At 57.9% G+C, this 13400-nt stretch carries 10 protein-coding genes; 8 read left to right on the top strand and 2 right to left on the bottom strand.

All coding sequences use genetic code 11. The features are described from left to right. Positions 1 to 3 precede the first annotated feature (3 nt). On the bottom strand, positions 4 to 1128 hold the full coding sequence (dnaN, locus tag RIN13_RS13950) for a DNA polymerase III subunit beta (RefSeq protein ID WP_309107942.1): 1125 nt from the start codon (positions 1126 to 1128) through the stop codon (positions 4 to 6). 537 nt (positions 1129 to 1665) lie between these two features. After that, positions 1666 to 3087: a chromosomal replication initiator protein DnaA gene (dnaA, locus tag RIN13_RS13945; protein ID WP_309107941.1), complete on the bottom strand. Its 1422-nt coding sequence runs from the start codon at positions 3085 to 3087 to the stop codon at positions 1666 to 1668. A 464-nt stretch (positions 3088 to 3551) separates the two neighbouring features. On the opposite strand from dnaA, the gene rpmH reads away from it, so the two are divergent. From rpmH to RIN13_RS13905, 8 genes are all read left to right on the top strand, one after another. Beyond that, entirely contained in the window at positions 3552 to 3689 is a 138-nt protein-coding gene (gene rpmH, locus RIN13_RS13940; RefSeq protein WP_062008104.1) for a 50S ribosomal protein L34, read from the top strand. Between the two features lie 40 nt (positions 3690 to 3729). Next, a complete protein-coding gene (gene rnpA, locus RIN13_RS13935) occupies positions 3730 to 4140 on the top strand; it encodes a ribonuclease P protein component (RefSeq protein WP_309107940.1) in 411 nt (136 codons plus the stop codon). Continuing rightward, positions 4133 to 4528, top strand: coding sequence for a membrane protein insertion efficiency factor YidD (gene yidD, locus RIN13_RS13930; protein ID WP_375164777.1), 396 nt, complete (start codon positions 4133 to 4135; stop codon positions 4526 to 4528). The genes rnpA and yidD overlap by 8 nt, the downstream gene beginning before the upstream one ends. Before the next feature lie 16 nt (positions 4529 to 4544). Then, complete coding sequence (gene yidC / locus RIN13_RS13925; RefSeq protein WP_309107938.1) at positions 4545 to 5519, top strand: membrane protein insertase YidC; 975 nt, start codon at positions 4545 to 4547, stop codon at positions 5517 to 5519. Further along, a complete protein-coding gene (locus RIN13_RS13920) occupies positions 5519 to 6085 on the top strand; it encodes a R3H domain-containing nucleic acid-binding protein (protein WP_309107937.1) in 567 nt (188 codons plus the stop codon). Before yidC ends, RIN13_RS13920 begins: the two co-directional genes overlap by 1 nt. A gap of 18 nt (positions 6086 to 6103) precedes the next feature. Further along, a complete protein-coding gene (rsmG, locus tag RIN13_RS13915) occupies positions 6104 to 6754 on the top strand; it encodes a 16S rRNA (guanine(527)-N(7))-methyltransferase RsmG (protein ID WP_309107936.1) in 651 nt (216 codons plus the stop codon). An 86-nt stretch (positions 6755 to 6840) separates the two neighbouring features. Then, entirely contained in the window at positions 6841 to 7905 is a 1065-nt protein-coding gene (locus RIN13_RS13910; RefSeq protein ID WP_309107935.1) for a ParA family protein, read from the top strand. Positions 7906 to 7970: 65 nt separating this feature from the next. Then, complete coding sequence (locus RIN13_RS13905) at positions 7971 to 9251, top strand: ParB/RepB/Spo0J family partition protein (protein WP_309107934.1); 1281 nt, start codon at positions 7971 to 7973, stop codon at positions 9249 to 9251. Positions 9252 to 13400 lie beyond the last annotated feature (4149 nt).

Genomic DNA, 13400 nt, shown 5'->3' with positions numbered 1-13400 from the left:
GTTCTAGTTGGGAAGGCGTACTGGCATCACGAGATACCGGTAGTCATCCTGGTCTTCGCCGTCGGCCTCGCGTTGAGCCGTGATCATGGCCGGCTTGGGGGCGGTGGTGAAGGAGAACCGGACGAACGCCGTTTCAATCACGCTGAGGCCTTCCACCAGATAATGCGGGTTGAAGGCCACGGTGATGTCCTCTCCCGTGAGCTGGGCTTCAAGTTCTTCTGAAGCCTGCGCGTCCTCACCGGTGCCGGCGTCGAGGTTTAGCAGCCCCTGGCTGAAGGCAAGCCGCACAGGAGTGTTCCGCTCTGCAACCAGGGAAACACGACGGACTGCTTCAACAAGCTCCTGGGTCCGCACCGTGGCGTAGATCGGTGTTGTGTCGGGGAAAAGTGAGCGGATCTTGGGGTAATCACCATCAACCAGCAGGGAGGTGGTGGTGCGTCCGCCGCTTTCGAAACCGATAAGCCGGCTGTCATCGTTGGCCAGGGCCAGGTTGATGTCACCGCTGCCGCCAAGGGTCTTCGCTACTTCGTTGAGTGTTTTGGCCTTGACCAGTGCACTTGTTGAGACGCCTGGCGTGACTGGCTTCCAGGGCACTTCGCGCATCGCCAGACGGTACCGGTCGGTCGCCAGCAGCGTGATGAGGTCGTCTTCAATTTCCATCCGAACGCCTGTGAGGATGGGTAGAGTGTCGTCCTTGCTCGCCGCGATAATCACCTGTGAAACGGCCTGCGCGAAGGCATCTCCTGAAACTGTGCCGCTGATGGCGGGCAGAGCCGGAAGGGGCGGATACTCAGCCTCAGGCATCGTCGCAAGGTGGAAACTGCTGCGACGGCACGTGAGCGTGACCTTGTTGCCGTCGGTTTCGATGTCCACGGGAGCGGACGGAAGGCTGCGGCAGATGTCTGCCAGGAGCCGGCCGGAGACCAAGATGGTTCCTTCGTCCGCGATATCCGCAGCGATCTCGAGCCGCGCGGAGGTTTCGTAATCGAAGCTCGACAGGCTGACGGTTCCGGCTTCGGCTTTGAGCAAAAGTCCGGAGAGTACCGGGACGGGCGGCCGCGGAGACAACGACCGGGCTGTCCATGTGACGGCTTCTGCCAGGACGTCCCGTTCGACTCTGAACTTCACGGAAGGGTGCCGCCTTTCATTGCTGCTGTCGTTTCTGATCGGGGAGCTCCAGGCTGAAGGTCCCCAAAACCATGTGCCCCCACCGTCGGACCTGCATGGTTTTCACATGGACCACCACAGAAAGTCCCAAGGATGGGAGCGCTGCTGACAGCTTAGCCCGAAGATCCGGGATTAACCCATCCCCGGTTGGCGCCGTGGTGGTTCGAGCAGGGGGTTTGGCGTCCGGAAGGTACAAGTCAGGAAATTGTTGTTTGAGGGAATTTCAATTTTTTGGGATTAGTAGTGTTAATAACTGCTGTGGAAACTGTGGATAACCCGATCCGGCAGTATGGTTCCGCGGTTCTGCCCTGTTCATGGATTGTGGGTGGAGCAGGTTTTAAACAGGGTGTGGATGGGGACAACTTTTTCGGCCGTTTCGCTGATCCACAGATGGCTTAAGGGTTTTAAGCCCATTGGACGGGGTTGTCCCCTTAACTGTCCACAGGCTTATCCACATGCCCCTGTTAATAAGGTAGGAGTTGCGGGCGTCGGTCCTGGTCAGGAGTTGCGCTGCTGCTGCTTAATCCGGTTGGTCAGTTCAGTGACCTGGTTGTAGATCACACGCCGCTCGGCCATCAGTTCGCGGATCTTGCGGTCGGCGTGGATCACCGTGGTGTGGTCGCGGCCGCCCAGCTCCTGCCCGATTTTGGGCAGGGACATATCGGTCAGTTCGCGGCACAGGTACATGGCGATCTGGCGTGCGGTCACCAGAGTGCGGGTGCGGGACTTGCTGCAAAGCTCTTCCATGCTGAGCTTGAAGTAGTCAGCTGTCTGCGTCAGGATCTGGCTCGACGTGATTTCCTGGGCGCCGTCGTCGGTGATCAGGTCCTTCAGCACCATTTCGGCAAGGCCTACGTCAACGGGCTGGCGGTTGAGGCTCGCGAAGGCAGTGACGCGGATAAGGGCGCCTTCCAGCTCACGAATGTTGCTTGAGATCTTGGAGGCGATGTACTCAAGGGCATCGTCCGGCGCGGATAGTCCCTCACTCAGTGCTTTCTTCCGGAGGATTGCAATACGCGTTTCAAGTTCGGGCGGCTGGATATCCGTAAGGAGGCCCCACTCGAACCGCGATTTCATCCGGTCCTCAAACCCTGCCAGCAGTTTGGGCGGCTGGTCGGAGGTGATCACAACCTGCTTGTTGTTGTTGTGCAGGGCGTTGAACGTGTGGAAGAACTCTTCCAGCGTCCGGTCCTTGCCCGCCAGGAACTGAATGTCATCGATGAGCAGGACGTCGACGTTCCGGTATGTGGTCTTGAAGCTTGTACCCTCATCGTCGCGGATGGAGTTGATGAAGTCGTTCGTGAATTCCTCGGAGTTCACGTAGCGGACCCGGATCCCGCTGTACAGGCGCCGCGCATAGTGGCCGATCGCGTGGAGGAGGTGGGTTTTACCCAGACCGGAGTCGCCATAGATGAACAGCGGGTTGTATGCCTTGGCTGGAGCTTCAGCCACTGCTACGGCAGCCGCGTGCGCGAAGCGATTGGAGGAACCGATCACGAACGTGTCAAAGACGTACTTTGGGTTCAGCCGGCCGAATTCGTGGGAAGTGCTGGGCAACATGGGCTGTGGTTTGAGTTCCACGGCCGCATCAGCGGAGAGGGCAAGTTCGACGACGGGCTCCGGTTCCGTGTGAAGGGGGACCAAATCTGTGTCGACGTCGATAGCACAGCGGATGTCATCGGAGAAAACGTTGCGGAGGGCATCGTCCAGGGCATCTTTCACCTGGGTCTGAAGAACTTCTCGGGTGAGCTCATTGGGAACAGCAACCAGGAGGGTGGAGCCAATAAGCCCTTGTGCCTGGGCGAGAATAACGAAGCCACGTTGCCGGGGTGACACCCTGTGGTCCTGTTCCATAAGCGTGACAACCCGGCGCCAGGAACTTCCGACAGTATTTGCGTGGTTGGCTTCGTCTACTGTCATGGATGGTTCCCTCAAACTTGCTTGCCTGCATTACCGGCAGCCACAAGCGTGAAACCAGGGTTCTGGTTCAGCTTCATCCACAGGGTTATACACAGACCGTGGATAATCGGCTACTGGGCCACTCTAGGGGATGAAAAGGCCAGAAGATAGCTGGGAAGTGCCTTGTGGATAATTACACTGTTGTTGTTCAGAAACCGGCCTTGTGACCCACTTCATCCACAGGCAGAAACAAGGGGTTAACCACAGTTGGGGACAGCCTTGCTTGTACCTTCCAGTTTGACTGGGGGTGGCTTATTGCCCTAACGTTGTGAAGTCCTTTGTGTCCGCTTTTCGACCTCATTGAACCTCCCGGCGCCATACGCATCAGGAGCTGAGAGCAGCGGACATATACAAAACTTAGCGTCGGCCAGTTCTTCCCCTTTTTGATCGGGTGGGCGCACCTTTGATCCACTGGAGTAACTAACGTGAGCAAGCGGACTTTTCAGCCGAATAACCGCCGTCGAGCCAAGAAGCACGGCTTCCGCCTTCGTATGCGTACCCGTGCCGGCCGCGCCATCCTGGCTGCCCGTCGTGGCAAGGGACGCATCGAACTGTCGGCCTAAATACTGACTCGTCGGTCAACATCCCTGTGCGAGTTTAAAGGTGCTAGCCACCAGGAACCGTCTGAGGACTTCAACCGATTTTTCAAATACTGTACGTTCCGGCGCCCGCAATGGACGCCGGAACGTAGTGTTATATACGGTAGCTATTGCTGCCGATGAACCCAGCCGGTTCGGATTCATCGTTTCCAAGAGTGTCGGGAACGCTGTGGTCAGGAACCTCGTTAAGAGGAGACTGAGAGAAGCGGCTGCTTTGTCGTTGCAGGAATATCCTGCCGGTTTCGCGATTGTGGTGAGGGCTCTGCCTGCATCCGCAACCGCGAGCTGGGACCAGTTGTCGGCAGATTACAAGGCCGCTCTGGAATCAACCATGAAACGGCTGGATGGCCGCCTTTCCCGGGCCGCTTCAGCGGCTTCAACCGAGATCCAACAGGAAGGGACACCGCGTGCATAAGCCTAGTGCCGCCGTCGTCCCTTTCATCCCAGGCACAGCGTTGCTCCTGGGCCGATTCATTTGGGATCTGCCGCGGAACGTCCTTATCGTTCTGCTTAAGACCTACCGCAAGGTGATTTCCCCCCTCTACGGTCAGGTCTGCCGATTTTTTCCTTCCTGCTCGGCCTACGCCCTGGAAGCAATCACCGTCCATGGCGCCGTCAAGGGAAGCTGGCTTGCTGTCCGCCGTCTTGGACGCTGCCATCCATGGAATGCCGGTGGTGTGGACCATGTCCCCGCCGGCCACCGGGAATGGCCTGAAAACCAGACCCCCACAATTGTTGTGCTGAATAATCCGGACAAGTACCTGGCTGCTCAGACTGATGGAGAAGGCCGCGCTGCGGCCTGACGAATAGGGATATCGTATGGACTTCTTTGAAACAATCATGTTTCCGTTCAAGTGGCTTGTGTCCATCATCATGGTGGGCTTCCATGAGGGCCTGAGCACCATTGGCATGCCCGCCGCCAACGGCTGGACCTGGACGCTGTCCATCATCGGGCTGGTGCTGGTGATCCGTGCGGCCCTGATCCCTGTGTTCGTCAAGCAGATCAAGGCCCAGCGCGGAATGCAGCTCCTGCAGCCGGACCTGAAGAAGCTCCAGGACAAGTACAAGGGCAAAACAGACCAGCTGTCCCGCCAGGCCATGGCGCAGGAGCAGATGGCCATGTACAAGAAGCACGGCACCAACCCGTTCTCGGCCTGCCTGCCCATGCTGATCCAGATGCCGTTCTTCTTCGCCCTCTTCCAGGTGCTTTCTGGCATTAGCTCGAATGCCGTGGCCGGCAAGGGCATCGGCGCAATGAGCCACGAACAGGTAGTGCAGTTCGATCAGTCGAGCATTTTCGGCGCTCCGCTGTCAGCCACGCTGCTTCATGGAACACCCCCTGGCGGCAACGTGGTCGCGGTGTGGATCCTCTCAATCGTGATGATTCTGGCCATGACTGCCTCGCAGTTCATCACCCAGAAGCAGATCATGGCCAAGAACATGTCTGAAGAAGCCATGGCCAGCCCCTTCATGCGCCAACAGAAGATGATGCTGTACATCCTGCCGATCGTCTTCGGCGTGGGTGGTATCAACTTCCCGATCGGTGTCCTGATCTACTGGACCACCACCAACCTTTGGACCATGGCCCAGCAGTTCTTTGTGATCCGTCGTATGCCGACGCCGGGTTCCCCGGCCGCCAAGGCCCTCGCCGAGCGCCGTGCCGCCAAGGGGCTGCCCGCCCTGCCCATCCTGGGCGGAAAAAAGGTTGAAGCCGAAGCCGCTGCCGCCGCTGCCGTTGTCGAAGCCAGGAGCCAGCGCGTCCAGCCACAACGTAAGAACAGGAAGAAGAAGTAATGTCTGTCGAAAGCACCGAACAATCCACGCCCGTTGAGGCTGTTGAAGACCAGGACGATGCGCAGAACGACGCCGGGAACCCGGACAAGGGGTCTTCGGCAACCCGCCTGGAAGAAGAAGGCGACGTCGCAGCTGACTACCTGGAAGAGCTGCTTGATATCGCGGACATCGACGGTGACATTGACATTGAAGTCCGTAACGGACGCACCTATATCTCCATCGTGGCTGAGGATGATTCGTCCGGCCTGGAGAGCCTTGTAGGCCCTGACGGCGAGGTGCTGGAAGCACTCCAGGAGCTGACCCGGCTTTCGGTCCTCTCGGCTACAGAAAATCGTTCGCGGCTTGTTCTGGATATCAATGGATATCGTCAGGAACGCGCTGGCCACCTTCAGAAAATTGCTGAAGATGCGGTCGCGGCAGTCAAGGAATCAGGCAAGGCAGTTGCACTGGAACCGATGAGCGCCTACGAACGCAAGATCGTGCATGACGCAGTTGCCGATTTGGGACTCGTTAGCGAGTCCGAAGGTGAAGGCGCTGGCCGGCACATCGTTGTGTCCGCCGACTAAGACTCCAGGCTGCTCATCATGGTTGAACTGACCGAAACTGAACTCAAGGCTGCCGTTACCATCTTTGGGGACCGACTGGATCTTGCCAAGAGGTACGTGGAGCACCTTGCCACATCCGGCACCGAACGTGGACTGATTGGTCCGCGTGAAGTTCCTCGCCTTTGGAGCCGTCACGTCCTGAACTGCGCCGTGATTGAAAGTGAAATTTCGCATGGCAGCCACGTCGCTGACGTGGGAAGCGGTGCCGGACTTCCGGGGCTGTGTCTTGCGATCGCCAGGCCTGACCTGGAACTGACGCTCATCGAACCTCTTGAGCGGCGAGTGATCTGGCTGCAGGAAGTCGTCGATGATCTCGGTCTCGATAACGTCACAGTGATGCGGACACGGGCCGAACTGGCCGTAGGAATGGTAACTGCCGACGTCGTTACCGCCAGGGCTGTCTCCGCCCTTTCGAATTTGGCCGGGCTCACCATCCCGCTCCTTGCAGGACAGGGCGAGGTAGTGGCTATCAAGGGCAGAAGCGCTCACGAAGAGATTGATAAAGCCGCCAAGGTCATCCGAAAACTCGGAGGCGTTGAGACGTCGGTTGTAGTTGTTGGGCAGGAACTCCTGGAGGAGCCCACAACCGTGGTGCGAATCATCGTGAGGTCAGCTCAAAAGATCGCCTAGTCGCTGGCAATGCGCCATTCGTCTGGAGGGGTAAGCAGTTAGGCTAGTGAACGGCATGAAAAGCCGAATGAGAGTGAGTGTGTCACATGACGAGTAGCGAAGCCTCCACGCAGCGGATTCCGCCGTTTGTGTCTCTGGGGTCAGCGCGTGCCATGGTCGCGCCTTCCACGACTCAGGCTTTGCCGCCATTCCGTGCTGGCTCGATTTTCGAGGAAGCCAGCCTTGCAGTTTCACGTGAAACTATCTCCGGGGGGCTCAGTAACGTTATGGATACCATGGACGACTCCAGCCCCATCGCGAGGGACCTTGCCCACGAGAACAGGCGGCGTGAACGGCTTCTGGGGCGTGAGCTTCCTAAACCTGAGAAGACCCGCGTCTTCACCGTCTCCAATCAAAAAGGCGGCGTGGGAAAGACCACCACGACGGTCAACATTGCTGCCGCCCTGGCTGCCGCCGGACTCCATGTACTTGTGATAGACATTGATCCCCAGGGCAATGCCTCGACGGCCCTCGGTGTCGAACACCACGCTGACGTCGACAGCATCTACGACGTTCTGATCAATGACATGCCGCTGCATGAAGTTGTGGCTCCCTGCCCTGACATCGAAAACCTGATTTGTGCTCCCGCCACAATCCACCTCGCCGGCGCAGAGATTGAGTTGGTCTCCTTGGTCGCTAGGGAACAGAGACTTCGCAGGGCCATTGACGTCTACGCCAAGGAACGCGTGAAGAACGGCGAGGAACGCCTCGACTACATCTTCATCGACTGCCCACCCAGCCTCGGCCTCCTCACTGTCAACGCATTCTGTGCTGCTGATGAGGTTCTCATCCCCATCCAGTGTGAGTACTACGCACTGGAAGGCCTCAGTCAGCTGCTGAAAAACATCGAGATGATCCAGAAGCACCTGAATGCAGATCTCGAGGTATCAACAATCCTCCTAACGATGTATGACGGACGCACCAACCTGGCAGCCCAGGTGGCGGCCGAAGTTCGCCAGCACTTCCCGAAGCAAGTCCTGGGCGCCGTGGTTCCGCGCTCTGTACGTATTTCGGAAGCACCCAGCTATCAACAGACCGTGATGACGTATGACCCCTCCTCCAGCGGCGCACTTTCATATTTGGAAGCTGCCGCCGAAATTGCTGAACGCTAGAATTTCAAGAATTGCACCAACCAGAGCCAGGACTTCCCGGCTCGTCCAATGGAGGGAATTATCCAATGAGCGAAAAGAGACGCGGCCTGGGCCGTGGACTTGGAGCACTCATTCCAAGTTCCGCGCCGACCAACGGATCCGGCAACGGGTCACCGTCGCCGTCTCGGCCTGTGGATCTTTTCTTTCCTGAAGCCCGGAAGACCGCCTCGGCGATCACTCCTCCGAGCGAGGTCGACGCTTTCCCGGCTCCAACGGAGGACAAGCCGGCGAGGCCAGCTGCGCGTGGAACAAAGAAGGCAGCAGGCACGGAAACCAGCGGGCCAGCGAAGACAACAGCTTCTGGTGCGAGGAAGAGCGCGTCGGCACCGAGAACTACCCCGGGGGGTGTCCAGGCCAAGGCAACCGAGAAGGACGCTGATCCCCGAGCGGACAATGCTCCCAGCACGGATATTGGTGAGACACCTCCGTCCGACGACGATGGCATCGTGGAGACTTCGGACCTGAGCCAGGAAGTCGATCTCGTTGAAGTCCCCGGGGTCCGCTTTGCTGAAATTCCCGTCAAGGATATTCACCCGAACCGTAAACAGCCCCGTTCTGTCTTCGATGAAGACGACATGGCGGAGCTCGTGCACTCCGTTCGTGAAATCGGTGTCCTCCAGCCAATTGTGGTAAGGACCTCAACCGAAAAGGGTGGAGAACCGTATGAGCTTGTCATGGGCGAACGTCGCTGGCGTGCAGTACAGGCCGCCGGCCTGGCTACCATCCCTGCGATCGTCCGTGACACGACTGACGACGATCTGCTCAGGGATGCACTCCTCGAGAACCTGCATCGAAGCCAGCTGAACCCATTGGAGGAAGCAGCTGCCTACCAGCAGTTGCTTGAGGACTTTGGGACAACCCATGAGCAGTTGGCAGACCGTATCGGCCGTTCACGCCCACAGGTCTCCAATACACTGCGGTTACTGAAGCTCCCTCCCTTGGTCCAGCGGCGCGTGGCAGCCAGTGTGATATCTGCCGGTCATGCGCGGGCCTTGCTTTCACTGCCTGATGCCGCTGCAATGGAACGCCTTGCTCAGAAGATTGTGGCAGAGGGGATGTCCGTCCGCGCTACCGAGGAAGCAGTCACCCTCTACCAGGCGCCGGCTACTCCGACTAAGAACAACGTTCCGCGCCCGGGGGCAAGGCACGAGCGCTTGGACTATCTTGCGTCGTCCCTTTCTGACCGGTTGGATACTAACGTTAAGATTTCCCTGGGTGCACGTAAAGGCCGCGTCAGCATCGAGTTTGCAAGCGTTGAGGACCTCAATCGCATCATGGAAGTTCTTGCTCCCAACTCGGAAAACTGAATCTATCGCGTTGAAGGGGCTTGTTTCACGTGAAACAGGCCCCTTGGTCATTAACCGGAAAGCCACTTGATGGGCGCCGACTCCTTCGTGGCAGCCGGGTTAAGGATATCTCCGCGCCTGTTCCGGTCGACTGTGCTGTTGGTGGGAAGTGTTTTCGCTAGAGCATCGCGGCCTTCGAGTTCGAGCCCTCGTCTGAACTTTTAAGGTTTGGCCATCGATAGTGCCGCTTCCCAGGTTCAGACTAAGGCCACGGCTAAGGGGAGCCAGTGTTCTTTCGCATGTCGCTGTTTCTCTTGCTAGCGGAGTCCATCGAATCCTGTCCCCTACCTGCTTGTGTTGTGGGACAACTGAATATGGTCACCTGGTGAGAACGCTGCGGTCAATTGATGGCGAATGATCCCGGGACTGGTGTTTGTAGTGTTCTCTTGTTTCTATTCTGTGGACTAGCGGCTTTGAAAACGCTTTGGTCTGAGAGTCACCGGCAGCCAGCAAAGGTTCACTGGCGGCGGGGAATGAACCTACAGAATGCGCTGCAGACCGAACTAGCTCACGAATCTGAGGACGGGTCCAGGGTCCGCGCGATGTTTCACGTGAAACCAGTCGATCTGGATAAGAACGAGAAACAAATCGTCGCAGCCTTGTACACGAGTGGCAAAGCGGCGAACATACACGCGGCGAATGGACCTCCGGTTCTGACGAGCCCGCTCAGAACCTCATTAGGGGCGGGTTCCACGTGAAAGATAGGGAGACAGGGAGCTCATCGGGCACTGCAGTCAACTGCTCAAAGTGTCAGATAGCTTTAGTCCCAATCTTCATGGGAACGATGGATATCAACTAAGCAGTATTGGGATCATGTCCACAGGATTGTGCCGGTGCGTTGGCATCCCAGGCGTAATGGTGTGGCTACAGCGCCGATGCTTTTTAGCAACTTAGAGCAGGGCTACTGATCGCGAAATACGAACGAATGACAGCGAACACGGCTGTATGGGTGGTGTAGTCGAGCAACCTGCGAGACGTCTGCATCCTCGCTGCTATGAGTCGGCAGCCTTAGTCCTATTCGGTCACCTTGGGCCGTGAATCGCACTCGCCTGATCAGCATACATGTGTCCTGCAAGAGAAGCCTCCAGAGCCCCAAGCACGAACTATTTATTGAAGATATCTACGGTCCTTGTTCCGGGCGCCAAAATGCTCACTGTTTCACGTGAAACGGTGGTGAAGGAAGCATGCCTGCATCAGTTTGCAGCCCTGGGAGCCTGCCGGCGCTTCAAGCCGATAGCCGCCGATGAGCGATCGAACTGCCACTCAATCAACAAATCAGACTTTCAAGATCGGCACCCTACCGGTTCCCTGCCACTCTTTGGCTCGGAGGATTCGGATACGTTGCGGGAAGAGTCGTCACTGGTTCTCGTGTGTTCCTTAGTTGTCATCCTTCCCCTCGAAGCCTGGAACACCCCATCAGCGGCAACCTCGCGGCCAGACGGGCCGCCGGTCGAAGCAATTGCTTCAAGATTTTGCGTGGTCACCTGTATACGGGAAGGCTAACGCAGAACGGAATTGTCATCTGTATTCAGCGTTTTTAGTCGCTGGCTTTTGCGTTCTAGGTGGGGGCATTCGACAAACACTGCGCCGACGGGTTACGTGTTCCGACGTTGCCCGCCGCCGCCGCGGGCCTGGAGCACTACCAGATCGTGGCACACATTAATTGAGTGTTTCACGTGAAACGCGATTCCTACACCAGCCCGGGCAGGAATCACGAAGCACAGTCTTGCCGACAGCAGCAGTATGGTCCTGTTCAGTGGAACACTCGGACAGGGCTGCTGGCTTTTGGCTAAGAATGTTGCGGTCAAACAGCTGGTCCGCTATCAAGAACAAGAGCCGAATCACAGTGAGCGCTAGTAGGCGTGGGTACGGCGATCGAGTTCCCGACTCCCCCGCAGAGCCGAGCATGTCACCGATACCAGCGGCTCTGCAATAACCAGGACGAGTAGCAACCCAGGGACTGCTCTCTGGTCGTCGCTGCAAGCCAACGATGGTGCATGTCTACCCGTTCCTAGGGAATAGTTGGGATGCCCGGGAATGGATATGGTGTTCATCCACGGAGACCACCACCAAGGGCCCTCCGGCAGCACGCGATCCGCCCAGCCCGGGCGCGAAAGGCGACTAGGGCCGGGTGTGGCGACACGACGAGGGTTGGATCCAGTGGATGATATCAATGCGTCTGAATCAGTAGCAACGCCACCCATGGGTCAGCCCCAGACGACAGCTGCCTTGAACAAGAGGACCTGGATATTCCCTCTAACCGTAACCAGAAGCTGTCGGGGAACAGAGCGGCCACCGTCGGAACCATCCGATGGTGCCTAGTGTCGCCCCTGGCCATCCCCGAGCCTTGCGCCTGACTAGCTCCATCAGCGTTCCAGAACCCCGTTCTAGCGAGGCAGACTATATGCACTACTCCCGCAGTCCTCCCGTCCTTCCCCCGACCGCGGACCAGGCGGCCGTCGCTCTCCCCACTGCTGCTGCCGGCTAAGAGTCTGCTTCTACTAGATCTCTCAATGAATCGTTCACGCAGCTTTCAGCACCAAAGATCATTCAAGTCCACTCATAACTTTGCGGGCCTGATTTCTCCGATCGGTCTCCGACGCGCCCCCAGGTTCGTATGCCGCCGCGTCTGTGTCCCTGCTAATTATCAGCTCCGGCCCGCCGGGACAGGCAACACCAAGTCGCTTGGTACGTGCTCCTCAACGCCTATATGGGTTATCCTCATAAATTGTCTTTGGCGGGACGCGCTGGCGCTGCCCCCGAGTTTGTCCTTTATCGGTCGTTCAGGAACAGCTGTCTCGTCCCTGCGGCGTCTACTTCGTGCGGTGTGCATAACCGGGAAGATAGTGGATAGCGTGGTGGATATCCCTGTGGATAACTTTGTGGACAAGTGTTGGGTCTGGCCATGTCGTGGCGGCACGTGCGGGACGGTTGGGACTCCTTGGTTGACTGCACCTCGGAGTCACGTGTGGGGCTTCATTGGATGTTTCACGTGAAACGACGGCTTTGAGACAACCCACCGGCTAAACGGCCCAAGTGACAGCGTAAAGACGCCCTAAAAGGGTCGTTTCCCCGCCTTCGTGAGAAGCCGGCCGGGCTGCGGTGTCAATGGCGTGTGTATACTCGGCGCCGTCGGTACTCGGCCACCGCTAGTTTGCAGTAGTTTGTGGTTCGTGATGCCAGTGCGGTCCCGAAGCACCCCTGTGAATTTCGACTCACTCGCCTGTGGGTAACGCTGTGGATAACTTTCCTGGTGACTGTGGATTAGTCACCCCGTTACGGCCACCAAGACTGGCTCAATGTTTTTGGCGAAAATGCATCGGACAAGAAAAGTGCTGTCGGGATTGCTTCAAGTCCCGGAACACGACCTCTCGTTTTGGCCCGAATTGTGTACCGTCTTCCCTCATCCGCAACTCCGGTTCGCCCCCGCATCTCCGCGCGCTCGGTCCCTAGACGTGCACGTGCGGCGCCTCGGGCAGATGGCGGTGCGGTCACTTCCATGGGGGAACTGGAGTCCGCCGCAGGATTGTTAGTCCTAGGGCACCATAAGCATTGGGAGGTCTTGGCTCCGGTCTTTGCGAGGCTTCACACAATCAAGGCCTCCAGAGCCTCCGTCGCGAACTCTTGTCCTGCCCACGTCCTATCCGGAGATGGCTGGGACTACCGTAAACATACGGATAGGAGGAGTGGCCTGCTGGTATAGCCGCCGCCCTGCTGGCAGCAGCTTGGCTTGCGTCCGGTGGTGGCGTTCTGTTTCACGTGAAACATTGGATGCGGATGGGCGCTGACTTCCCGATCATCGATATAGAGGTCCTGGTGCAATCGTTGGTTGCTCCAGTTGTGGTAACTCTGGGTGTCGGTGATGTGGTGTCGGGCTCCCGCGCAGACATAGCGGTGACTATATCGCCGAACCGCCCACCCTGGTCACCTCACGGCACCCCGAAAGAGCGCTCTCGGACCATCGTGTTGATCACCGGGATTTAAGAACCTCACCTGTCAATGCAGTGGCGGAATCCTTGTCTTTGAACGCTGGGAAGGACAACGTTCTATCGACTGGGCCGGCCGTGGTCGGTTTCGGCGGTGAACGTTGCAACAAGGTGTCAGCCCATG

This window comes from Arthrobacter sp. (assembly GCF_031179985.1).
Lineage (GTDB): Bacteria > Actinomycetota > Actinomycetes > Actinomycetales > Micrococcaceae > Arthrobacter.
The sequence above is the reverse complement of the archived record's forward strand: the minus strand, read 5'-3'. Positions and strand labels throughout refer to the sequence as shown.

Bases quoted from the DNA above. Each gene is read 5' to 3' on its own strand.
- dnaA (WP_309107941.1), bottom strand. From the start codon at position 3,087: ATGACAGTAGACGAAGCCAACCACGCAAATACTGTCGGAAGTTCCTGG.
- yidC (WP_309107938.1), top strand. From the start codon at position 4,545: ATGGACTTCTTTGAAACAATCATGTTTCCGTTCAAGTGGCTTGTGTCC.
- RIN13_RS13920 (WP_309107937.1), top strand. From the start codon at position 5,519: ATGTCTGTCGAAAGCACCGAACAATCCACGCCCGTTGAGGCTGTTGAA.
- rsmG (WP_309107936.1), top strand. From the start codon at position 6,104: ATGGTTGAACTGACCGAAACTGAACTCAAGGCTGCCGTTACCATCTTT.
- RIN13_RS13910 (WP_309107935.1), top strand. From the start codon at position 6,841: ATGACGAGTAGCGAAGCCTCCACGCAGCGGATTCCGCCGTTTGTGTCT.
- RIN13_RS13905 (WP_309107934.1), top strand. From the start codon at position 7,971: ATGAGCGAAAAGAGACGCGGCCTGGGCCGTGGACTTGGAGCACTCATT.